A 22,295-nucleotide genomic window follows, 5' to 3' on the forward strand; every position below is an offset into this window, starting at 1 on the left:
GCAAATGCCTCGCTCACGGTCTATCGTAGCGGTATGGCTACCCTGTTTCCGGCCTTAACGCTGAGCCTTGGCCAACGCCAATAGCTGGAAACAGGAATTCATTTAGTACAATATCTGGTCAGAATGCCCGTGGCACCGTCTGCGCTTCAACAAACTCGAACAGCCCTTCAAGACCACCCTCACGGCCGATACCTGAAGCCTTCATACCGCCAAACGGGGCTTCCGGCGTCGGTCCGGTACCGGTGTTCCAGCCCACATGACCGAATCGCAGTTCTGCCGAAACGCGCTGGGCACGCTCCGCGTTTGCCGTAAAGACATAGGCCGCCAGGCCGAACTCGGTATCGTTACCGGCCTTGATGACTTCTTCCTCGGTGCGGAACGACGCCATTGGCACCAGTGGACCAAAGGTTTCCTCACGGTAACATGCCATATCCCGGGTCACACTCGAGAGCACTGTCGGAGGGTAAAACAGATCTTTGCCGCTAAGCTCAGACGGATTGCGTCCGGCCACCAGATCCGCACCTTTCTCCAGGGCATCTTCCACATGCCGGCGGACTTTATCAAAACCGGCTTTGTTGATCAGCGGGCCAAGGTCCACATCGCCTTTGATGCCATCACCGATGGTCATGCGGTTTACCCGTTCCGCCAGCTTTTCTCCGAACGCATTCATGACGTTTTCATGAACAAATATACGGTTGGCGCAAACACAGGTCTGGCCACCACCGCGGAACTTGTTCGCCATCAGGTTATCGGCGGCGGCATCCAGGTCTGCATCCTCAAAAACGATAAACGGCGCATTACCACCCAGCTCAAGGGCCAGTTTTTTAACCTGCTCGGAGGTGTCTACCAGCAGTTTGCGACCCACTTCGGTGGAGCCGGTAAAGCTCAGCATCGGCACGTCAGGATGCTCACAGAGCACTTTTCCGATCACGCTGGCCTTACCCATGACCAGGTTCACCATGCCCGTGGGCAAGTCGACTTTTTCATGCATAAGAGAGAACAGGGCAATCATGGTCAGCGGCGTTTCGCTGGCTGGCTTGATGACCGATGGGCAACCGGCTGCGAGGGCTGCAGACAGCTTTTTGGCGATCATCCCGACCGGGAAGTTCCACGGCGTGATCAGGCCTGTCACACCGATGGGGCGATAATGAACCGTCCAGGTGCAGTCTTTCGGCTTTTCGGTCAGCGTGTGTGCGTCCAGGGCCTGGATATGCTTGGCACAATAATCAAAGAAGCCCGCGGCGTATACTGCTTCACCTTGCGCTTCCTGAAGGGGCTTACCATGCTCCATACAGAGAATCCGACCGACCTCTTCTTTATTATCAATCAAGGCGTCGCGGATACCTTCGAGCCAGCCACGGCGGACTTCAAGGCTGTAAGGACTGCCCAGGCGCAAGGCCTGCTTGCCAGCATCTACCGCCGCGTTGACATCGTCCGCTGTCATCGAAGCGACCTGGGCGATACAGTCGCCGGTCGCCGGATTATAAACGTCAAACCGGTTCCCATCGGAGGCATCCGACCAGCGCCCGCCGATGTAGCCTGTGAAATTCTTCAGTAAGGGTGACTCAATCATATCGGCTCCTTATTGTGCATTGATGCCGTAAGCTTTCTGTAGTGCTTAAGCAACAGTAATTGCGCACGGCTCAGGGTTAGTTGGTTCATAGTGGCTGCAGATTTCATTGCTGTAAAGCAACAGGGCTTTTGACCCACCCCCCGGTATGCCTATACTCGGTGGATAAACTCACAGGAGGCCGGACAATGAAAGCATTTTTCCATCCTGCACAGGATCAGCACATTCCAAAAACCTACTTTACCCGCGGACAAATGCGCCAGCCTCAGGAAGTGCCAGACCGCACGGCGCAAATGCTTGAAGGATTGAAGACATTGGGCATACCCGTGCTACAACCGGCAGATCAGGGCGCTGGCGCGATTTCCAGAGTCCATGACCTCGGATATCTGAGATTCCTTGAGTCGGCCCACCGGCGCTGGAAGGAAATTCCGGAAGATTGGGGCGATGAGGTGATGTCCAATATCTTCGTACGCTCGCCCAACGCCATGAAAGGCATCCTTGCAGAAGCCGCCTGTTACCTGGCTGATGGCAGTTGTCCCATTGGAGAAAACACCTGGCATGCCGCTTACTGGTCTGCGCAGACAGCCCTTGGCGCCACCGATGCGCTGATCGCTGGCGAACGCACGGCATACGCCGTCTGTCGCCCTCCCGGGCATCATGCCCGCCGCGCGGCTGCGGGTGGGTTTTGCTATCTCAATAACGCCGCTATCGCCGCCGAGAAGCTGACCAGAAAATTCCCTCGAGTGGTGATCCTCGATACCGATATGCATCACGGCCAGGGCATTCAGGAAATTTTTTATCAGCGCAGCGATGTGCTCTACATTTCCATCCATGGTGACCCCACCAACTTCTACCCGGTCGTCGCCGGTTTTGAAGACGAGCGGGGCGAAGGTGAGGGTTACGGCTACAACATCAACTTGCCGATGCCCCACGGCTCATCCGAGCAGGACTTCTTCAACCGCCTGGAAGAAGCCATGGCCGCCATCAAACTGTTCCAGCCCGATGCTATGGTGCTTACCCTGGGGTTCGATATCTACAAAGATGACCCTCAGGCCAAAGTGTCCGTGAGTTCGGAGGGGTTCAGCCATCTCGGCAAGCGCGTCGGTCGCGCCGGGCTGCCTACGCTGGTTGTTCAGGAGGGCGGCTATGATATCGAAACTCTGAGCGAGAACGTTCAGCAGTTCTTCAATGGCCTGGGAATCTGATGCCAGATCAGCGCCGGTCAGGTATTACCCATACGGTTTCCAGAGAGATGGAAGCCATACATTTTCAGGAGCTTTCTGTTACATGAGTCAGGTCAAAATGAATGCATTGGTGTCCCCAGAGGGCAGTCTTGAAATCCTGTCCAACCATGAGGTCAATCGGCTGAAAGACCGCAGCGAGGGCGGTTTGTATCAATTGTTCCGGCAATGCGCCCTGGCCGTACTCAATACCGGAGTGGAAACCGACGATTGCAAGGACCTCATGGAGGCTCATGCGGATTTCGATGTGCGTCTGGTGCCACAGCCGAGGGGCCTGAAACTGGAACTGATCAATGCGCCCGCCAGCGCTTTTGTGGATGGCGAGATGTTGCGGGCGATTCGCGAGCACCTGTTCTCAGTGCTCCGGGATATCGTGTACTCAAACTCGATCCCCACCACTGCCGCCGGTTTCAATCGTCAGGAACCAGCGGATATTACCAACCTGATTTTCCATATCCTGCGCAACGCCCGTGTTCTCCAAGCTGGGCGGCAACCGGATATGGTGGTGTGTTGGGGCGGCCATTCCATCAGCCGGGAAGAATACGTTTACAGCAAGGACGTCGGGCATGAACTGGGGTTAAGAGGCCTTAGTATCTGCACCGGTTGCGGACCGGGTGCGATGAAAGGTCCGATGAAGGGTGCCACCATCGGCCACGCCAAGCAGCGGGTGAAAAACGGCCGCTACATAGGCCTGACCGAACCCGGCATTATCGGAGCCGAAGCGCCCAACCCGATCGTTAATGAGCTGGTGATCATGCCAGACATTGAGAAGCGCCTCGAAGCCTTCGTGCGAGCAGGCCATGGCATTATTGTATTCCCCGGCGGCGTCGGTACGGCAGAAGAAATCCTGTATCTGCTGGGTATATTGCTGCATCCGGATAATATCGACCTGCCGTTTCCGGTCGTTTTCACCGGCCTGCCGGAGAATGCTGAATATTTTCACATGATCGATGAATTTATTCGCAATGCACTCGGTGAGAAGGCGGCTGAAAAGTACGAGATCATTATCAATGATCCGGCCCGGGTAGCCCAGACCATGAAAACCGGAATTGCAGAGGTGGAAACCTTCCGGCGCGCCATGCAGGACGCCTACTACTTCAATTGGATGCTCAAAATTGATCCAGTCTTCCAACTGCCATTTGAGCCGGACCACGCCAATATGAGAGCACTGGAACTACACAAAAACCAGCCGGTTCATATGGTTGCCGCCAACCTGAGAAAAGCCTTCAGTGGCATTGTCGCAGGCAACGTCAAGGCCCAGGGTATCCGACAGGTTCAGGAGAAAGGGCCATTTGAAATATCCGGTGACCCGACGTTACTGAAACCGCTGGAAGCCATGCTGGAAGCGTTTGTAAAACAGAACCGCATGAAACTGCCGGGAACGTCGGCCTACAAGCCAAGCTACAGGATCATCACAGCGGAAAAAGTTTAACCCGGCGGAAAAATTTAGAGAGTATCCGACATTGGCGGAGCACTACCCACGAGCGCCCCGCCAATACCAAAGCTGCAATCGAACCCGGTTACTTTCCGCTGGCAGGCAAGCTCGCGTAGTACGCCGCAAGATTGGCAATATCGTCATCACTCAAGCCAGCGGCCTGCGCTTGCATTATGGCTGCCTGGCCGCCGTTACGCTGCTTGCTTTTGTAGGCCTTCAGTGAGGACACGAGGTACGCCTCGTTTTGACCTGCCAGGTTCGGATAACCCGGAATCTGGGCAATACCATCAGCGCCGTGACACGCCGCGCATACTGCGGCCTTCGCTTTACCTGCCGCCGCATCTGCGGCCAGGGAAAGACCGGGGCTGGCCATTAACAATGTCGCGAAACACGCAGCAACCTGATTTTTCAGTCTCATGGATTCTACCCTCCCATCTCTTTTAATATACGTTAGCTTGAACTAAGGAGCCTCTGATTAACTCCTGAATCGTCTCTGCGCGCTCTGAAGGCTGTAGGTGCAAGGCGCGGCTCGCCGCCAATGGCCGTAGCCCTTGGCAAGAGTCGCAACGCCGCAGATGCAGCCTTCAGAGCGCGCCCTTCGGGGCTTTCAGAGCGATTCACACTCCGCGTTGCGACTTCTTGCAAGGTCCAGACATGACTGCAAAGTCGCGCCTTGAGTGTGAATCGCTCTGAAAGCCAGAGGCGATCCAGGAGTTAATCAGAGGCTCGCTATATCTTTAGATCACGGGCTTTTCGCGGTAGGTTCCCCACATTTTCTTTAACGTTTCGATGATATCTCCCATAGAGGCGCCCTCTTTTACTAAATCGATAGTAATTGGCATAAGATTTACCGACTCATCGGCCGCTTGCTCTTTAAGGGTCTCCAGAAGGCTTTGTACTTTCGCCTCATCGCGGTTATTTTTAACTTTTTCCAAACGATCGATCTGGCGTTTCTCAGTTTCAGGATCGTGCGGGTGTATCTCAATTTTTACGTCATCTTCGTTTTCTACAAACATATTTACACCAATGACGGGTCTCTCGCCGCTGGCTTTGCGTAACGCGAAGTCATACGCCGAGTCAGAAATACCTCGTTGAAAATATCCGTCTTCAATACATTGCAGTGTGCCACCGAGCTGCTCAACCTCATCCAGTATTTTCCAGGTTTCCTGCTCAATTTTATCCGTGAGCGACTCAACGTAATAAGATCCACCCAGCGGGTCGACGACTTGAGTGATATTGGTCTCGTAAGCGATGATTTGCTGAGTTCGAAGAGCAATTCGCATCGCTTCTTCGGTCGGAATAGCAAAAGCTTCATCCATTCCGTTCGTATGCAGGGATTGAGCGCCTCCCAATACTGCCGACAGCGCCTGGAGTGCGGTTCGAATTGGGTTGATAGTGTATTGGGGTTTGGTTAAAGTCGCTGCAGCAGTTTGGGCATGGAAGCGAAGACGGCTAGCTTCTGGCTTGGTTGCACCGAATTTTTCGCGCATTATTTTTGCATAAACCCGTCTCGCAGCCCGAAACTTCGCAATTTCTTCGAAGAAATCAGCCTGACTTACGAAAAAGAATGATAGCCGCGGCGCGAAGTCATTTACATCAACCCCTGCATCAATTGCAGTTTTTACATATTCCATCGTTGTCGCCATTGTATAGGCTACTTCCTGGACCGCAGTTGAGCCAGCTTCCGAGATATGATAACCCGATATATTAATGGGATTATATCGTCTCATATTTTCTGAGCCGTATTGAATGCAATCACGTACCAGCCGAACAGAAGGCTTCACCGGGAAGATCCATTCTTTCTGAGCGATATATTCTTTTAGAATATCGTTTTGAATAGTTCCCGACAGGTCATTCAGGTCATAACCACGTTTTTCCGCCAGTGCAATATACATAGCGAACAAAACCCAGGCGGATGGATTGATTGTCATAGATACCGAAATTTTGGTTAGATCAATATCTTCAAACAGCTCCTCCATATCGGCCAGAGTATCGATGGCAACGCCTTCCCGACCTACTTCACCCTGGCTCATGAAGTGGTTGGAGTCATAACCCATTAACGTGGGCATGTCGAAATCGATAGACAAGCCCGTTTGACCTTGAGCAATCAAATACTTGAAGCGGCCGTTGGTTTCTTTGGCTGTGCCAAAACCCGCTATTTGCCTCATTGTCCAATTACGCCCCCGGTACATAGTGGGGTAAGGACCACGAGTAAAGGGATATTGCCCCGGAAATCCTATGTCTTCGAAGGCGCTGTCTTTAATGTCTAAAGGTGTATAGGTGCGCTGTACCGGCATGCCGGAGGCTGTAACATATTCCGACTGACTCTCCGGAGCCCTTTCAACAAAAGTCGCTACTTCGTCTTTTTCCCACTTACTGAACTCCTTTTCCATATGCTCAATAGCAGCGTTATCGTATTGTTTAGTATTCGTCATGAATTCTCTCCTTCATATTTTTAAGCAGTTCCACCGCAGCACCATAGGGGTCAATCTCGCGATGAGTAACCTTATTTAGTAAATCTTCGGTTCTGGATCGGCTGTCACGTACAAAGTTATCTCTGACAATTCCTTCAGAAACCTTTAAAACACGAGTCAACGCAATTTGACGACGCCGCTCCCTGATTTCATCCGTTTGTTCTAAATGTTTTCTGTGACGATCTATCGCTACCATCAATTCATCGAAGCCACTGTGCTTTTCTGAACTGGTTGGCACTACCGGCACCCGCCAAACCGACTCTCCGGGCTCAAGGCTCATCATCAGCATTCCTTTGAGCTCCTGGATGGTTTTGTTAGCGTCTGGACGATCGGCCTTGCTGACCACGTGCACATCCGCAATTTCGAGCACACCTGCTTTTATAGCTTGGATGTCATCGCCCAGACCGGGCGCATTGACTACCACGGTGGTATGCGCCGCCCGGACGATATCGACCTCATCCTGACCCACGCCCACGGTCTCTATAAGAATTACGTCGAAACCTCCGGCGTCCAATAAGTCGACTGCGTCCAAGGCCGGTCTCGCCAGGCCTCCAAGCGTTCCTCTGGTGGCCATACTGCGAATAAAGACGCCAGGATCCGAGACCAATTCACCCATCCGAATGCGATCTCCCAGAATTGACCCCCCAGAGAATGGGCTGGAGGGATCAATTGCAATGACCCCGACCTTACGGCCACTGGCACGGAATTCATGTACCAACTGGGTGACTAGGGTGGACTTTCCAGCACCAGGCACCCCGGTAATACCCACTACATGTGCGCGTCCAGTGCATTTGTATATTTCCGCTAATGCAGAACGGACCTCTGCATCTCCTCCCTCAACGCGGGTAATCAGTCTTGCGATAGCGCGCAAATTCCCGTCGCTCACTCTCGCGGCTAACTCCATTGATGGTATTCGGTTAATCATCAACCCTCCCCAAGCTTTTTATTCAAGCTTTTATAAAGGTCACGATCATCTATTACGCGCTGTGCTTTGAAGTCAGTGCGGGGGAAGGTATCAGGGCCTACCATTTCAACGTTGGCCCGAACGCCCAATACTTTATTAAGCTCAAGGGCGGCTTTCTCACCTAATTCTTTTACTGCGTTGGAATCACGCTGTGCCACCTTGTGATCGAACTCTGCCTGAACGACCAACTCGTCCATCGACCCGCTGCGTGAGATAACAATTCGGTGCTCTCCTCCGTATCCTGTCAGGCCTTCTAACACTTCCGCTATGGCGCTCGGATAAACGTTTTCACCACGAATCTGGAACATGTCATCGATACGACCATAGATTCCTTTTGGCAATCTCGGGTAGGTACGACCACACGGATTATCTTCCAGCACCCAATGGGTCAAGTCTCCCGAAACCATGCGAATCATTGGCTGGGAGGTTCGCTCGAGGTGCGTATAAATTGGCGTCCCCTGCTCCCCGTATGGCACGCGCCTGTGGGTCTCCGGATCAGACACTTCGGTATAAACTATGTCCTGCCATAGCAACATCCCTTCCGTGCTTTCAGTCCCAGACGCATGCATCCAAGGCGTTAGTTCAGCCATGGTTCCGCAATCCACGACTTTGGCACCGTAAATATCCTGGATTTTATCGCGGATGGAAGGAATGGAGCCGCCAGGTTCACCGGAAAAAAACAGCACTTTCAGGCCAAACTCTCGTGGATTAACACCGCCTTCACGGGCAACCTCCGCCAATCTCAAGGCATAAGAAGGAGTAGAATAGAGCCCGGCTGGTTTCATCATCTGCAGCCAGGTAACTGCTCGGGCCGTCATCCCGGGCGCACCAGCTCCAAAAGGAAATGCTTTACAGCCCAGTCTCTCAGCGCCCATCAGCGCGCCCCAGGACCCCATATAAAGACTCAGAACCGCCGCGACGAATACGGTGTCCCCTGGCCGAAGCCCCATGCCCCACATAATTCGCGCGTGATTATTGGCAATGGTTTGCCAATCACGTTTTGAGATACCAAACGCTGTTGGTCTGCCGGTTGTGCCCGAAGTACCGTGGATATGGTAAATTTCACTCTCCGGACAGCATAGATAATCACCAAATGGCGGATACTCAGCCTGGGAATTGCGCAGTTCCTGCTTGGTAACGACGGGAACATTTTCGAAGTCAGCAACAGTGCGGATATCTTCAGCCTTTATACCGGCGGCATCCCACTTACGCTTGTAAAACGGGGAATTCTCGTAGGCATAAGACATAACCTCTCGCAAACGCGCAGCAATAAATACGTCACGCTTTTCCGGATCCATAGTTTCACGCTCAGGAAACCAATAAGGACTGTCTGTCTTCGGAAAATACTCATTATTATAGTTCTGGGGATAGTTCCACTCCTCCATCGGAGACTCCTAATGTAGCTGTTTATTGTCGTTTTAGGATGTTTGTGAACAAGTCCATCTTGATAGGGAGGTCTCTTACCTGGCGCCGCGCTTTGCGACCAACTCGCGGAATGAATCAATTATTTCTTGTGGCGGAGTGTCCTGGAGCAGGATTTTATCCACGCCCATTGCATAGAGCTCTACGACATCATCATCGGGAATGACGCCGCCACCGGCGACAATCATATCCTCTGCGTCCTTTGCCTTGAGGAGTTCAAGCACCTTTGGAAAGATGTGCATGTGCGCGCCTGAGAGCAAGCTGATACCGAGGATGTCCACGTCTTCCTGAATTGCGGCATCAACAACTTCGTCCGGAGTACGATGCAACCCCGTATAGACCACATCCATACCCGCATCGCGAAGTGCACGGGCAACGACCTTTATTCCCCGGTCATGTCCGTCCAGGCCGATTTTCGCCAGCATTACGCGAATTACACTGCTATTGTTGTCATTCTGTTGCATTTCGATCTCCTTTAACCATCTTATGTTAGAACTGCTTTTTGACTTTTCGTCATTGACTCATGAGAGCGCCAAATCTCTTGCTGAAGCCATTCAGACGCATTTTCAACATGCTCACGCGCGAGTCTCTCTGCTGCGCAAACGTCACCCGCAATGACGGCATCCATTATCGCTGAATGCTCGTTCCAAATTTGTTGCTGGTTTTTCTGCACAGTAAGTATGTCTCGCATAACACGGCGCACATGGTTCCAGTGCGTTTCCATAGAATCCAATATGAAGTTGTTTCCTGATAGTTCATAAATAAAGCCGTGGAACTGCATATCAGCATCTATCAACGCCGGTAGATCATTGGCTTTTCCAGCGGCTCGCCCCTCGGAAATAATTCTCTTGCCTTCGTCACGCACGCTCGGAGTTGTTCGCTGAGCGGCCAAACCAGCACTTATCAGATCAATACCACACCTGAACCCGTATAAATTCTCGACAAAAGCCTCATCAAGCACCGATATCATGACCCCGCGGCGACCGACCGCAATTAAGAAGCCCTCAGCCTGGAGGCGCTGCATCGCCTGAATCACCGGCAGTCTGGAGACGTTCAAACGATCAGCCAAGCTCTCCTGGGTGACTCGCTGTCCTGGCTTTAAAACGCCCTCCACGATGGCGTTGACTATTGAGTCGTATACGAGTTCCGAGAGGTTCTTCGGCGCTTGTATTTTTTTCATGCGTAGTGCTCCAACATTTTTTACATCTGGCGCCTACCGCTAAGGATATCCAGTATATTGTATACAGTATCCTCAATGTAGACGCTTTCTATTTTTTGCGCATACTAGACTTTAGTCTAAAAACGCATGATATTTCCCCTGTGAAGTCGGTGAAGGCTACCTAAATTAGCATTTTACGGTCCTTAGAGAATGACGGAAAAAGCCAATAAAACGGGCCGTATCAGCTGCTCAACAACGTCGTCGAGATCGTCGCACGTTGAACAAAGCGCTGTGTAGCCGGAGTTTGCTACGCTCATCAGTGCATGAGCGAATATCAGCGGTATGCTATGGAAGCAACCGCGGCGAGTGTCGAGCTGGACTCAGAGCCACAAAGCCCCAGTCGACGAATCAAAGAGGTCGGGAGTGACACTCTTATCTTTGAGGTGGCTCGAGCAGATCAATTTTTGCTTCGTACACGGCATTCAGAAAATCGACCAGAATCACCGCCGACAGCCCCCAAATCTGATAGCGCTCCCACCGGTAACAGGGAACATAAAAGGTGTGATTGAGAAAGCTGAGAGCATCTGTACGCTCTCGCTGGTCCTCAAGGAAAAAATCTATCGGAACCTGAAAGATACTTTCAATCTCAGCGGGATTGCCAACTAGCGGGTAATCCTCCGGCACCACACCAACGTAAGGTGTAACAAGGATTCCGTAACGGGACATAACCTGGCTGAGCGGCGCAATTATGTGGACCTGCTCTGGCGGGAGCCCAATCTCCTCGTGGCACTCACGCAATGCAGTGGCTTCGAGAGAGGAGTCTGTCAGATCTCGACGGCCACCGGGAAATGACACCTGCCCCCGGTGAGTTTTAAGATTATCGGAACGGAGAGTAAAGATAATCTCTGGTTGTCGATGATTGTTTGTGACCGGCACCAAAACCCCGGCCTCAGGATAATCCAGCGCGAGCTGCCGGGGGGCGTAGCCAGACAACCGCTCTGCTAGCAAATTACGCAAACCAGTACTCCTTGTTGGATTCGTTTATTTGAGACACCGGGAGATGACGTGATTAAACTGATATCATCATCCGGCTCAACTAAAGTATACGGGGGATTTAATGAAATATTGCAGCACTTGCGGACATCCTGTTGAACACCGTATCCCCGCAGGTGATAACAGGCACCGTTTTGTATGCCCAAGTTGCCAGGACATCCATTACCAAAACCCACGCATTGTCGCAGGCACAGTTCCGGTTTGGGAAGGTCGCATTCTCTTGTGTCGCCGCGCCATTGAACCTCGGTATGGCTACTGGACTCTACCTGCGGGCTTTATGGAAAACGCAGAGACCACAGTGGAAGCAGCAGAGCGCGAAACCCTCGAAGAAGCCCTGGCATCTGTTCATATCGAAAGTCTTTATACGATTATTCACGTCCCCCATATCGATCAGGTTCATATGTTTTATCGCGCAACACTTACCGAAGGAAAATTCGGTGCTGGCGAAGAGTCGTTAGAGACGGAACTGTTCGCCCTTGACGAAATTCCCTGGAATGAAATCTCTTTCCCAACGGTCCGCAAAACTCTGGAGTATTTTGTTGAAGACGTTGTGAGCGACACCTATCCAATTCGAGTCAGCGATATACGTTACTCGATGAACAAGAAAGAACGCTCATAACGTCGCTCTATATCTCTTCCAGTTTATAGACTTCGTAGGCTGGTTCTTCGTATGGGTGCGCAGCCTTCAGTGCCGTCACCGCCGCCCTAATGAGATGATCTTCGCAGACCATTTCAACCCTGCACTCGCTCACCAATTCCAGCCTCCCTTTCTCACCAAGGTAGGGATTGCTACCGTCGATGGGCCGGAATTGTCCTTGCCCGATACATTGCCAGGCACAAGAGTCGTAATCACCGATTTTGCCAGCTCCAGCCTCAAACAACGCCGATTTCGTAAATTCCGCATGAGACTCCGGCACAAAATAACATAGTTTGTACATGCTCTTCTGACCTCCCCATCCTGTTTTTGACACTGAATAGCCCATGCCAAACTGGAAAAATTCAACCATTCATCAACAGTTAGCAAGTTACCCACAGAATCTGTGGATAACTCTGGGGAAAGAATTTGGGAAACCCCCTCTAACCCCCGTGGTTACAGTACTAACCTCAAATTGGCGACAAATTCACCTAATCATTAAAATCTATATTTTTCAGATACTTGAACTATTCGATTAAAACTTGAGCCGTCACCTTCTTCATTGTTTAAGGATCATCCAGGCAAGCACTGGAAATGTGCATAAAAATCGCAAGTCAAGAAAAAAAGTTCTGTTTTAACGTCTGATTATGATTGAAAACCGACGCGAATTCGGTATGTCTCGCGATGGATTTCCGTTCTTAAGCGATTTTGGAATTTATCCATTACTGGATTGTTACATAAGGTAACGATAATCGTTACCAGCTCGCCCAGCCCTACTCTCGGATCTCTCAAGATTCTTTAGCAAGACACAAAAAAACCGGCTCAGCGCCCCTATCGTATCAGACACTTCAAGCCGGTTTTTCAATTCGCTGGTGGTCAGCAGTTTTTGACTGACGCTTTGGTCATTCCAACCATTTACGAGCGTTCCTGAACATCCGCATCCAGGGGCCGTCCTCGCCCCATTCGATTGGGTGCCAGGAATACTGAGCAGTGCGAAAGACTCTTTCCGGATGCGGCATCAGGAGGGTCACACGGCCATCGTCAGACGTAATACCCGTCAGGCCACCCGGAGACCCATTAGGATTGTACGGATAGCGCTCAGTCGCCCCACCCCGGTTATCCACAAATCGCATGGCAGCTAAACTCGCCTGCTGAAGAGCGTCAAGGTGTGAGGGCTGATGGAACTCTGCTCGCCCTTCACCGTGAGCCACTGCAATCGGCATTCGGGATCCAGCCATACCCTGGAGAAAAACAGAGGGTGAGGACTGAACCTCTACCATCACCAAGCGCGCTTCAAATTGTTCAGATTCATTACGAACGAAGCGAGGCCAGCTATCACTTCCCGGTATCAGTTCCTGCAGAGTCGATAGCATCTGACAACCGTTGCAGACGCCAAGGGATAGCGTATCGGCGCGACTGAAAAAGGCTTCAAACTGCTCCCTGACACGAGAGTTGAATAGAATGGATTTTGCCCACCCCTCACCAGCCCCTAGCACGTCACCGTATGAGAAACCGCCACAGGCGACGATAACCCTGAAATTCTCAAGTGTTACACGGCCTGACAACAAATCGCTCATATGAACGTCCACTGCCTCAAAACCCGCGCGATCAAATGCTGCGGCCATTTCTACTTGACCATTGACCCCCTGTTCCCTGAGGACGGCAACCCGAGGTTTTACAGTTGCTGTAATATAGGGGGCAGCCACATCCTCCGATGGATCAAAAGTCAAGGCAGCATTGAGCCCCGGGTCTTCCCCATCCAGCAGATTCTCGTACTCTTCCCTGGCACAGTTTGCGTTGTCCCTGAGAGACTGAATACGATAACTTGTTTCGGCCCAGAGACTATGAAGCTCCGCACGAGCCTCATCGATTACATAGTCGCCATGGAAAGAAAACCGGATACGGCTCTCATCATTGAGTGTACCGATGACGGCAGAGTTCTCACCTAATCCAGCCGCTGAAAGCTGTTGCAATACAAACGGGGTGTCAACACGCCTCACCTGGATCACACAGCCCAGCTCTTCGTTGAAAATTTCCCGGGCAAACTGGCATTTTTCTTCGGCCAAGCCGTCCAGCTTGATATCCAGACCTGTTCGACCAGCAAAGGCCATCTCACAAAGAGTGACGAACAGGCCACCGTCTGAACGATCATGATAGGCCAGTATTTTGTCATCCCCGTTAAGCCCCTGGATGACGGCAAAAAAGGCTTTGATGTCTTCGGGATCGTCGAGGTCTGGCGCAACGGCCCCCACCTCACCGTAGACCTGAGCGAGCGCTGACCCTCCCAACCTGTTCTGGCCGGCGGCCAGATCAATCAGCAGCAAATCGGTTTCGCCTGCAGCGGTGCGCAACTCCGGCGTCAGGGTTTTGCGTATATCCGTGACCGGTGCAAAACCGCTGATCACAAGTGAAAGCGGCGACGTCACACTCTTCTGCTCTCCACTGTCCTCTTCCTCCCAAACGGTCTTCATGGACATGGAGTCCTTGCCCACAGGAATGGTAATACCCAAGGCCGGACACAACTCCATTCCAACCGCCTTGACGGTCTCGTAGAGATTTTCGTCCTCACCGGGGTGACCCGCGGCTGCCATCCAATTGGCTGAGAGCCGAATATCGGACAAGCGTCGAATGGAGGCCGCAGCCAGATTGGTAATAGCCTCACCCACCGCCATCCGACCGGATGCCGGCGCATCAATGGTTGCCACGGGGGCGCGCTCGCCCATTGCCATGGCTTCGCCGGTGTAGACATCAAAGCTCGCTGCCGTAACCGCAACATCACTTACCGGCACCTGCCATGGCCCGACCATTTGGTCACGGGCCACCAAACCGGTAATCGTCCGGTCACCGATGGTGATCAAAAAGCTTTTACTTCCGACCGAAGGGAGTCTCAGTACTCGACGGATAGCGTCATTGAGGTTGATCCGGGTCGAATCAAAGATCGGCTTGGTAAAAGAAGTACGCTGAATGCTCCGATGCATCCGGGGCGGTTTGCCGAACAGCACATCCATTGGTAAATCCACCGGGCGATCATCAAAATATGCGTCAGCGAGGCTTAAATGGTGCGCTTCCGTTGCCTCCCCAATGACGGCGTACGGACAACGTTCACGGCGGCAAATCGCGTCAAAGCAATCTATGTGCTCCGGCGCAACCGCCAGCACGTAACGCTCCTGGGATTCATTGCACCAGATTTCAAGCGGCGACATGCCTGGCTCGTCATTCGGGATCTCACGGAGCTCAAATTTACCGCCGCGACCGCCGTCTTTGACCAGTTCAGGCATCGCATTGGACAAACCGCCAGCACCCACGTCATGAATAAATGCGATCGGGCTGCTTTCACCCATTTGCCAGCAGCGATCAATCACCTCCTGACAACGACGCTCCATTTCCGGGTTCTCACGTTGGACCGAGGCAAAATCCAGATTTTCCTGACTGACGCCGGAATCCATTGAAGATGCAGCGCCGCCGCCCAGGCCAATCAGCATGGAAGGCCCGCCCAGTACGATCAGCTTCGCACCTGCCGGAATATTGCCTTTCTCCACATGTTTCGGACGAATATTTCCAAGGCCACCCGCAATCATGATGGGCTTGTGGTAGCCACGAACTTCATTGCCTGCCGGGCCTGCAACTTCTTCCTCAAAGGTGCGGAAATAACCGGTCAGGTTGGGCCGCCCGAACTCATTATTAAAAGAGGCCGCACCGATGGGGCCATCAATCATGATGTCGAGGGCAGAAGCAATCCGGTCTGGCTTGCCATAGTTACTCTCCCAGGGCTGCGGATCACCCGGCAGATTGAGATTTGAGACGGTAAAGCCGCTCAACCCAGCTTTGGGCTTGGACCCCCGACCGGTGGCACCCTCGTCCCGGATTTCCCCTCCTGACCCCGTCGCTGCTCCCTCAAAGGGCGAAATAGCGGTCGGATGATTATGCGTTTCCACTTTCATCAGAATGTGGATGTCCTCGGGGTTGTATCCGTAAACCCCGGTCTCCGGGTCCGGGAAAAACCGGCCCCCTGCACTCCCCGCAATCACTGACGCATTATCTTTATAAGCTGAAAGCACACCCTCACTATTGATGTCATAAGTGTTGCGAATCATTGCAAACAGGGATTTCTCCTGTCCCTCGCCGTCGATATCCCAGGACGCATTGAATATCTTGTGGCGGCAGTGCTCGGAGTTCGCCTGGGCGAACATCATCAACTCAACATCTGTTGGATCGCGGCCCAGGCCATTAAAAGCCTCAACCAGATAGTCAATTTCATCTTCCGCCAGCGCCAGCCCCAAGCGGGCGTTGGCTTCCGTCAACGCGGTTCGTCCGCCCGCCAGGACCGGAATTCGATTCACCGGACGGGGTTCATCCTTCCGGAAGAGCAGTTCGGCACCTCCCATTTCGTGGAATACCGTCTCAGTCATCCGGTCGTGTAGAATTTCGGCAATCTGTTTGCGCTCGTCGAGGCTGAGCTTTTTATCCGCATGGATGTAGTACGCAATACCACGCTCAATACGTAATACTTGCCTCAAACCGCAGTTGCGGGCGATATCGGTTGCCTTGCTTGACCAAGGCGAGAGTGTGCCAGGGCGAGGTACGACCAGAAACAGCACACCGCCAGTTGCTTCGACCTCGACACTCGGACCATAAGTCAGTAAGCGGTCCAGCACGAGTTGGTCGTTGTCCGTCAGATCGAAGTCAAGATCGGCAAAATGCATGAACTCCGCGTAAAGATGGCTTACCCGAGGCACAATAGAGCGCACTTGATTCATGAGCTTTTCGGAGCGAAATGGCGAGAGAGCGGGGGCGCCGCGAAGTTCCAGCATGGTCAAAACCTGTGTCACGCGAATCTGGATGCAAGGATGGGAGGCTACGCAATATACCAATCTGGTGATAAACGGCAGAAACCCCATCCGGCTGTCTGAACGGGCGCAATAATACTGGAAACCAGGCTCCGGATACAGCCATGTTAAACTCAGACCAGTCGTTATTGTTCTTCGCAAGACGCACCCTTATAAGGCCTTGAGATAACTGCATCATGCTCTTTAAAGCTGGCTATTTAATAATCAATTAACAGTGTTTTGCATATAAAATGCACAGTTTCGTTGACCGACTCTCGACATCTGGGAGATCATTTGGGTGCAAGAGTGCTTTTGAGTGCTCTTGTTGCACGGACAGCAAATCAGCCTTATTCGCAGGCAATGGCTACCGCGTAGCTCCCGATTACTGTGATCGGACAGCGGAATGTTACGTACACCTTCGGACTCGATGTACGGGAGACTATGGATTTGGTAAAACATGCCACTTTGATTTTCAATTCCAGTTTATTGGCCGGTTTTCGCTGGCCAATGGTTGCTGGCCTCATATTCATGGTGACTGGATGTTCACAACCTACCACCCTTGAAGAAATTCGGTCTGAAGGCGTTTTACATGTCATTACACGTCAGGCTCCCTCTATTTATTACGAAGGGCGGGATGGTCCCACAGGTTTCGAGTATGAGTTGGTAAAGCGCTTCGCAGATAAGCTCGGAGTCGAACTACGCGTCAGGGTAGTAGAAGGTAACGGAGAGATTCTATCCGTACTGGATCGGAATTACGCCCATATCGGGCTCGCGGGTCTGACGGTGACCCCCCAACGGGAAGCAAGTTATCACACGTTGCCGACAACGCTGGATACCTGGTCAGTTGTTATTTATCACCGCGATACGCCACGCCCCGAAACTGTGCAGGATCTTATCGGTTCGACCATTCATGTGCTTACAGATAGTAATCACATCCGCCACCTCGAAAGTCAGACTGCACAGGCTCCAGACTTGAAATGGCAGGCTCACCCCGATCTTGACACAGCCGGTTTGCTTGAACGTGTTGAGTCCGGCGAGTTTCCCCTGGCGGTGGTCGATGCCAACGAGCTGGCCTTGAATCACGTGTTTTTCCCTGACATTAAGCAAAGCTTCAGCTTGAACGAGCCTGAGAAACTCGCCTGGTTGTTCCCGGCGGAACAGGACAACACGCTTTTGGATGCGGCACGGAGTTTCTTCGCAAACATTGAGGATGATGGCAGCCTGGCTCAAATTAAGGAGCGTTTTTACGGCCATCTGGACCGCCTGAATTATGTCGGCGCGCGTACCTTCGTGCATCATGTGCGTAACCGGCTGCCTCGCTACGAGTCATTATTTCAGGATTACGCGGAAAACCACAGCATTGACTGGAGACTGCTAGCAGCTATTGGCTATCAGGAGTCCCACTGGAGACCCAACGCGGTGTCTCCCACTGGCGTTCGGGGCCTGATGATGCTGACCCGCCGGACGGCAGAATACATTGGTATAGACAACCGCCTGGACCCGGAAAAAAGCATCCAGGGCGGCGCCCGGTATTTCATGATGGTGCACGGGCAGATTCCCGATGACATCCCTGAACCTGACCGTACCTGGTTTGCCCTCGCATCCTACAATGTCGGATACGGTCACCTGGAAGATGCTCGAAAACTCACCGAAGGTGCCGGGAAAAATCCGGATCGCTGGATGGATGTGAAGGAATTCCTGCCCCTTTTGGCCCAGAAGGAGTGGTATTCAAAGACTAAATATGGATATGCCCGGGGGCATGAGCCCGTCACCTATGTCCAGAATATCCGACGTTACTACGACGTTCTGGCCTGGATGAAAGACCCCGCTGCCCCGACCGATCAGATAGCCCGACAGGATCTGTTTAACTTCCCCTCAGACAGTTTTACCAAGAACGAAAATGAAGAATCAGCACCGACGTTACCAAAGGCTCTTGGGGCGGCACCGCCAACGTTATAGAAGGCAATCCGGCGCAAACAAGGCTTCAAATCTCTGGCCCCTCCTGTGCCTCAAGCGCTTGCTCTACCTGCTCGCCGGAATAACCTCGTTGACTGAGGAAGCGTGCCTGCCGGGCTTTTTCCGTCCAATCGCCAGCAATATCCCCAAGCCCGAATTTCTTCTGCCTTGCCTGTATAGCAAGGGCTACCCATTCCGCCTCAACCATGCCGCTCAGACAATCCGGCCATAGTCTGACGCCCCGCTGTTGCAGCTCACTGCGAATTCGCACCGGCCCATAGCCCAGATCTCTCCGCTGTCTGGAATACACTTCTGCAAACCGTTCGTCGCTTAGCCAGCCTTCCTGTTCATAATCATCAAGAACCCGGTCTATTACCGTTTCCGGCGTCTGACGCTGGCGCAGCTTCAGGATTAACTCCTGGCGGCTATGCTCACGCCGGGCCAATAGTCTCAGTGCGGATGCCCGGGCCTTCTGCTCCGGATCATCCTGATTTTTATCAATTGCCATCCTGCCTCTTTCCGCTCTCGCGAACAAAGCGCTAGACTAGCGCCAGATTGATCATCCCGATGATTTTGTACTCGGCTTCCGGCAACGCCGGAATACCCGATTTGTTGTGCTACGGCGACTACTTTGCCGGACACAGTAAGCTGACTTCAACATTGAAGGATAACTCCATGGCCGCATTCATCCAGAAATTTTTCAAAGGACGCAAGACGCCGGACAAGCCAGCACCGACGGAAAAGCCCATAGAGCCACCAAGCCAGGAGCTGCTGCTTGAACAACAACAGGTACTTGTAGACAACCCGAGCCAGGAAAGTCTGGAGCAGCTTGCGCTGGAGGGCAAAACCGCAGACCTGCGACTGCAGGCCGCAACCCTGCTGACAGACCATGAGATCCTTCAACGTCTTCAGAAATCGGCCCGCGGGAGAGATAAAGCTGTCTATCAGATCGTACGGCAGAAACTTCAGGAACTGCGCGAGGAAGAGGCTGAACGGCAGCGCCTGGCGGATGCGATTCTGACTGCGATCAGGCAGGCCGAAGAGCACGCCAGGACAGACAACACACAGCTCTACGAGGCTCGATTCGAAAATCTGGTGAAACACTGGCAAACCCTTGAGCCCTTCGCTTCCAATGATCAGAAAACCCGCTTTCTAAGCGCCGCCCACCAATGCCGGGATCGCATCCAGCAGGCCCGTCGAGAGGAAGAAGCAGCTGAAACTCAGTCAGGCAAAGCCCGGGAACGCGCACAGACGCTGGAGGTACTCAAGTCTACTCTGGAGGAGTTGAAAGCTCAGCCGGAAGACCGCACCGCGTCGCTTTCCTCCCTTGATGCAATGCAAACAACTCAGGAAAACCGTTGGCTGGAAGCAACTCGGGATGCCGAAACCTCGAAATCTGAACAGAAAAGCTACGAAACACTCATGCATGAGCTGCGGGGTTATATTTCTGCAGTGCAGCGCCTGCAGCAACGTAGTGAGGAGATATCGGCACTTCTTAGTGGAGGCGCAGAAGAAACACGTCCGCAAACATCAGACCATGAACAACTCACTACCCTGGTCCGGGACATAGACTGGCCTGCAGGTTATGACCGACCTTCAGAACTCAACAGACTTCAGGCTCTGGCGGGGGAATCCCGACCGGAACCCAAACCTCGTCCGGAAGCTAACCCTCAAACCCTCGAAAAAGCCGAACTGACCAAAACACTGAGCGCCCTGGAAACGTCGCTTGAAGCCAGACAACTAAAAGAATCCAAGCAGCACTTCAAACGCGCCCAGCAACAAATGAGTGCAATGCAGGACCGCAATGCCAGAAGTTCTCAGGCCCGGTTTCAATTGCTCCACGGCCAACTTCGCGACCTCCAGGATTGGCAGGGCTTCGCCACTCTCCCAAAACAGATTTCCCTGTGCGAGCGTATGGAGCACCTGGCAAACCAACATATGGAACCAGAAGCCAAGGCTGAAAAAATCAAGGAGCTGCAGAATGAATGGCGCAAACTCGGCGGCTCCTCAGATCGGGATCTATGGCAGCGTTTCAAGCAAGCCTCTGATCTGGCCTACGAACCTTGTAAGGACTATTTCTCGGCAAAATCCGGCCTCAAAAAAGCCAATCTCGAAAAACGCCGTGAAATCTGCAGCCAGTTGGCACTCTTTGTTGAACAGATTGACTGGTCGACGGTTGATTGGAAAGCCGTTGAACGTATTGATCAGGTTGCAAAGGAAGAGTGGAAGGCAGCCTGGCCAGTAGAATTCCGCGACAACCGAGCGATCCAAAAGCAGTTTGATACCTTGCTGGCGAAGCTTGAGAGCCCCTTAAACAGTGAGCGCGACAAAAATGAAGCGTCCAAGCAGGCCATCGTCGAACGTGCAGAAGCGCTGGTAACCCATGAGCCTCTGGCAGAGGCAATTGAACTGGCCAAAGCCTTGCAGGGTGATTGGAAAGCAGTCGGCATAACCCGGCACCGCCAGGACCGGAAACTCTGGCAAGCTTTCCGGGCGGCTTGTGATTCAGTATTCGAACGGCGCGATGCCCAGAAGCAGGAACAGGCAGCCCAGAACCGTGAAGCCGAAGACAGGCTGGAAAGCCTGCTCAGTCGTTCCGCTGAGATCAGCGAGACCTCGGATCCTACTGTCCTTTTAGCTATGTCCGAAGAACTTCAGAGCGCTAAGTCCGGGCCCGCCTCAGCTAACATGATCGAGCGACTTCGTCTGGAGCTGCAACGGCTGAAGACGCTGCAGCGTAATATACAAAAGGCAGAGCAGTTGGCCGGGTGGCACCAACTTATCCAAACTCGTGTCGATTGCACGCTGGATCCTGACACCTGTCCGAAGAGCTGGGCCCGAAGAGCCGAAGGTTTAGCGGGCATGGCAGCGGCAGAGCTCGTCATCCGTGCGGAAATACTGACCGAGCAGCCCTCGCCCGCTGAAGACCAGGCATTACGTATGGAAATTCAGGTAAAGCGTCTGGCAGATGGTATGTCGGGTAGTGGCCAATCCGGCGACAGCCAGGACCAGATGGAGTCCCTGGTAGCCGCCTGGTGCCTTGGTGAATCCTCCGCGGACCGGCCTCAGGCCCTGGCGGATCGATTGGTGATGGCTCTGGACGCGAATACGTGACTGACGCAGGCGCGTGACGGCGGGGTTATTCCCGCCGATGGGCCATCACATAGGCCCGGGCATCCGCTACCACTGCAGCCACCCGGTCGCGCATTTCCTGCATTTCGGGGTCGGCAAGATAGAACATCATGTCAATCTTGTGGCGATAATACCGGGGTGGCAGCCGGTTCAGGGCGACACACATGATATCCGCGAGCAGATCTTTTGAATCGCCTTCTGTGCGGGCGTCATCTACCGCATCCGCCACCAGCTTTTCATAAAAGTTATCAATGGTATCCAGTAACGACATCGGATTTCCTCACAACGTGGGTGACTACAGTCTGCAAACCGCTCGCGCTGACCTTCTAACGGTCGAGCGTGTTCTAAGGAGCCTCTGATTAACTCCTGGATCGCCTCTGGCTTTCAGAGCGATTCACAATCAAGGCGCGACTTTGCAGTCATGTCTGG

The 22,295-nt window shown here is 52.8% G+C and carries 17 protein-coding genes; 5 read left to right on the forward strand and 12 right to left on the reverse strand.

The features are described 5' to 3' along the window. Positions 1 to 118 precede the first annotated feature (118 nt). The gene (locus WEB64_RS06575) at positions 119 to 1,573 is read right to left on the reverse strand and encodes an NAD-dependent succinate-semialdehyde dehydrogenase (RefSeq protein ID WP_368060021.1); all 1,455 of its coding nucleotides are present in this window, start codon (positions 1,571 to 1,573) and stop codon (positions 119 to 121) included. 185 nt (positions 1,574 to 1,758) lie between these two features. On the opposite strand from WEB64_RS06575, the gene WEB64_RS06580 reads away from it, so the two are divergent. Further along, positions 1,759 to 2,775 (forward strand): histone deacetylase family protein, encoded by a 1,017-nt coding sequence (locus WEB64_RS06580; protein WP_368060019.1) that lies wholly within the window; start codon positions 1,759 to 1,761, stop codon positions 2,773 to 2,775. An 82-nt stretch (positions 2,776 to 2,857) separates the two neighbouring features. Beyond that, on the forward strand, positions 2,858 to 4,243 hold the full coding sequence (gene ppnN, locus WEB64_RS06585) for a nucleotide 5'-monophosphate nucleosidase PpnN (RefSeq protein ID WP_368060017.1): 1,386 nt from the start codon (positions 2,858 to 2,860) through the stop codon (positions 4,241 to 4,243). A gap of 88 nt (positions 4,244 to 4,331) precedes the next feature. Here ppnN and WEB64_RS06590 read toward each other — a convergent pair whose 3' ends face one another. The 7 genes from WEB64_RS06590 to WEB64_RS06620 all read right to left on the reverse strand — a co-directional run bounded on the left by WEB64_RS06590 (position 4,332) and on the right by WEB64_RS06620 (position 11,282). Further along, positions 4,332 to 4,664 (reverse strand): cytochrome c, encoded by a 333-nt coding sequence (locus tag WEB64_RS06590; RefSeq protein WP_368060015.1) that lies wholly within the window; start codon positions 4,662 to 4,664, stop codon positions 4,332 to 4,334. A 319-nt stretch (positions 4,665 to 4,983) separates the two neighbouring features. Then, positions 4,984 to 6,681 carry a methylmalonyl-CoA mutase family protein gene (locus WEB64_RS06595; protein ID WP_368065533.1) on the reverse strand — a complete coding sequence of 566 codons (1,698 nt, stop codon included), beginning with the start codon at positions 6,679 to 6,681 and terminating at the stop codon, positions 4,984 to 4,986. After that, on the reverse strand, positions 6,668 to 7,645 hold the full coding sequence (gene meaB, locus WEB64_RS06600; RefSeq protein ID WP_368065534.1) for a methylmalonyl Co-A mutase-associated GTPase MeaB: 978 nt from the start codon (positions 7,643 to 7,645) through the stop codon (positions 6,668 to 6,670). The genes WEB64_RS06595 and meaB overlap by 14 nt, the downstream gene beginning before the upstream one ends. After that, a complete protein-coding gene (locus tag WEB64_RS06605) occupies positions 7,645 to 9,069 on the reverse strand; it encodes a phenylacetate--CoA ligase family protein (protein WP_368065535.1) in 1,425 nt (474 codons plus the stop codon). Before WEB64_RS06605 ends, meaB begins: the two co-directional genes overlap by 1 nt. 75 nt (positions 9,070 to 9,144) lie before the next feature. Further along, positions 9,145 to 9,570 carry a cobalamin B12-binding domain-containing protein gene (locus WEB64_RS06610; protein WP_368065536.1) on the reverse strand — a complete coding sequence of 142 codons (426 nt, stop codon included), beginning with the start codon at positions 9,568 to 9,570 and terminating at the stop codon, positions 9,145 to 9,147. 20 nt (positions 9,571 to 9,590) lie between these two features. Continuing rightward, a complete protein-coding gene (locus tag WEB64_RS06615) occupies positions 9,591 to 10,286 on the reverse strand; it encodes a GntR family transcriptional regulator (protein WP_368065537.1) in 696 nt (231 codons plus the stop codon). Between the two features lie 411 nt (positions 10,287 to 10,697). Further along, positions 10,698 to 11,282, reverse strand: a complete 585-nt coding sequence (locus WEB64_RS06620) for a CoA pyrophosphatase (protein WP_368065538.1) — start codon at positions 11,280 to 11,282, stop codon at positions 10,698 to 10,700. A gap of 100 nt (positions 11,283 to 11,382) precedes the next feature. Here WEB64_RS06620 and WEB64_RS06625 point away from each other — a divergent pair, with 100 nt between their 5' ends. Then, the gene (locus tag WEB64_RS06625) at positions 11,383 to 11,937 is read left to right on the forward strand and encodes an NUDIX hydrolase (protein WP_368065539.1); all 555 of its coding nucleotides are present in this window, start codon (positions 11,383 to 11,385) and stop codon (positions 11,935 to 11,937) included. A gap of 7 nt (positions 11,938 to 11,944) precedes the next feature. On the opposite strand, the gene WEB64_RS06630 is transcribed toward WEB64_RS06625, so the two are convergent. Together WEB64_RS06630 and purL are read right to left on the reverse strand one after the other, a co-directional pair. Beyond that, a complete protein-coding gene (locus tag WEB64_RS06630) occupies positions 11,945 to 12,256 on the reverse strand; it encodes an NGG1p interacting factor NIF3 (protein WP_368065540.1) in 312 nt (103 codons plus the stop codon). A 598-nt stretch (positions 12,257 to 12,854) separates the two neighbouring features. After that, positions 12,855 to 16,763 (reverse strand): phosphoribosylformylglycinamidine synthase, encoded by a 3,909-nt coding sequence (gene purL / locus WEB64_RS06635; RefSeq protein ID WP_368065541.1) that lies wholly within the window; start codon positions 16,761 to 16,763, stop codon positions 12,855 to 12,857. 522 nt (positions 16,764 to 17,285) lie between these two features. Between purL and mltF the strand changes: the two genes are divergently transcribed. Beyond that, positions 17,286 to 18,737 carry a membrane-bound lytic murein transglycosylase MltF gene (gene mltF / locus WEB64_RS06640; protein WP_368065545.1) on the forward strand — a complete coding sequence of 484 codons (1,452 nt, stop codon included), beginning with the start codon at positions 17,286 to 17,288 and terminating at the stop codon, positions 18,735 to 18,737. Positions 18,738 to 18,762: 25 nt separating this feature from the next. Here mltF and WEB64_RS06645 read toward each other — a convergent pair whose 3' ends face one another. Continuing rightward, positions 18,763 to 19,242: a regulatory protein RecX gene (locus WEB64_RS06645; protein WP_368065542.1), complete on the reverse strand. Its 480-nt coding sequence runs from the start codon at positions 19,240 to 19,242 to the stop codon at positions 18,763 to 18,765. A 167-nt stretch (positions 19,243 to 19,409) separates the two neighbouring features. Between WEB64_RS06645 and WEB64_RS06650 the strand changes: the two genes are divergently transcribed. Further along, entirely contained in the window at positions 19,410 to 21,848 is a 2,439-nt protein-coding gene (locus tag WEB64_RS06650; RefSeq protein ID WP_368065543.1) for a DUF349 domain-containing protein, read from the forward strand. Between the two features lie 25 nt (positions 21,849 to 21,873). Here the strand turns inward: WEB64_RS06650 and WEB64_RS06655 are convergent, their stop codons facing one another. Next, positions 21,874 to 22,137, reverse strand: a complete 264-nt coding sequence (locus tag WEB64_RS06655) for a late competence development ComFB family protein (protein WP_368065544.1) — start codon at positions 22,135 to 22,137, stop codon at positions 21,874 to 21,876. Between the last annotated feature and the right edge of the window lie 158 nt (positions 22,138 to 22,295).

This window comes from Marinobacter sp. (assembly GCF_040882185.1).
In the GTDB taxonomy this organism is placed as follows: domain Bacteria; phylum Pseudomonadota; class Gammaproteobacteria; order Pseudomonadales; family Oleiphilaceae; genus Marinobacter.

Excerpts from the sequence above, each read along its gene's own strand:
- WEB64_RS06575 (WP_368060021.1), bottom strand. The coding sequence starts at position 1,573 with ATGATTGAGTCACCCTTACTGAAGAATTTCACAGGCTACATCGGCGGG.
- WEB64_RS06580 (WP_368060019.1), top strand. The coding sequence starts at position 1,759 with ATGAAAGCATTTTTCCATCCTGCACAGGATCAGCACATTCCAAAAACC.
- ppnN (WP_368060017.1), top strand. The coding sequence starts at position 2,858 with ATGAGTCAGGTCAAAATGAATGCATTGGTGTCCCCAGAGGGCAGTCTT.
- WEB64_RS06590 (WP_368060015.1), bottom strand. The coding sequence starts at position 4,664 with ATGAGACTGAAAAATCAGGTTGCTGCGTGTTTCGCGACATTGTTAATG.
- WEB64_RS06595 (WP_368065533.1), bottom strand. The coding sequence starts at position 6,681 with ATGACGAATACTAAACAATACGATAACGCTGCTATTGAGCATATGGAA.
- meaB (WP_368065534.1), bottom strand. The coding sequence starts at position 7,645 with ATGATTAACCGAATACCATCAATGGAGTTAGCCGCGAGAGTGAGCGAC.
- WEB64_RS06605 (WP_368065535.1), bottom strand. The coding sequence starts at position 9,069 with ATGGAGGAGTGGAACTATCCCCAGAACTATAATAATGAGTATTTTCCG.
- WEB64_RS06610 (WP_368065536.1), bottom strand. The coding sequence starts at position 9,570 with ATGCAACAGAATGACAACAATAGCAGTGTAATTCGCGTAATGCTGGCG.
- WEB64_RS06615 (WP_368065537.1), bottom strand. The coding sequence starts at position 10,286 with ATGAAAAAAATACAAGCGCCGAAGAACCTCTCGGAACTCGTATACGAC.
- WEB64_RS06625 (WP_368065539.1), top strand. The coding sequence starts at position 11,383 with ATGAAATATTGCAGCACTTGCGGACATCCTGTTGAACACCGTATCCCC.
- WEB64_RS06630 (WP_368065540.1), bottom strand. The coding sequence starts at position 12,256 with ATGTACAAACTATGTTATTTTGTGCCGGAGTCTCATGCGGAATTTACG.
- purL (WP_368065541.1), bottom strand. The coding sequence starts at position 16,763 with ATGCTGGAACTTCGCGGCGCCCCCGCTCTCTCGCCATTTCGCTCCGAA.
- mltF (WP_368065545.1), top strand. The coding sequence starts at position 17,286 with ATGGTTGCTGGCCTCATATTCATGGTGACTGGATGTTCACAACCTACC.
- WEB64_RS06645 (WP_368065542.1), bottom strand. The coding sequence starts at position 19,242 with ATGGCAATTGATAAAAATCAGGATGATCCGGAGCAGAAGGCCCGGGCA.
- WEB64_RS06650 (WP_368065543.1), top strand. The coding sequence starts at position 19,410 with ATGGCCGCATTCATCCAGAAATTTTTCAAAGGACGCAAGACGCCGGAC.
- WEB64_RS06655 (WP_368065544.1), bottom strand. The coding sequence starts at position 22,137 with ATGTCGTTACTGGATACCATTGATAACTTTTATGAAAAGCTGGTGGCG.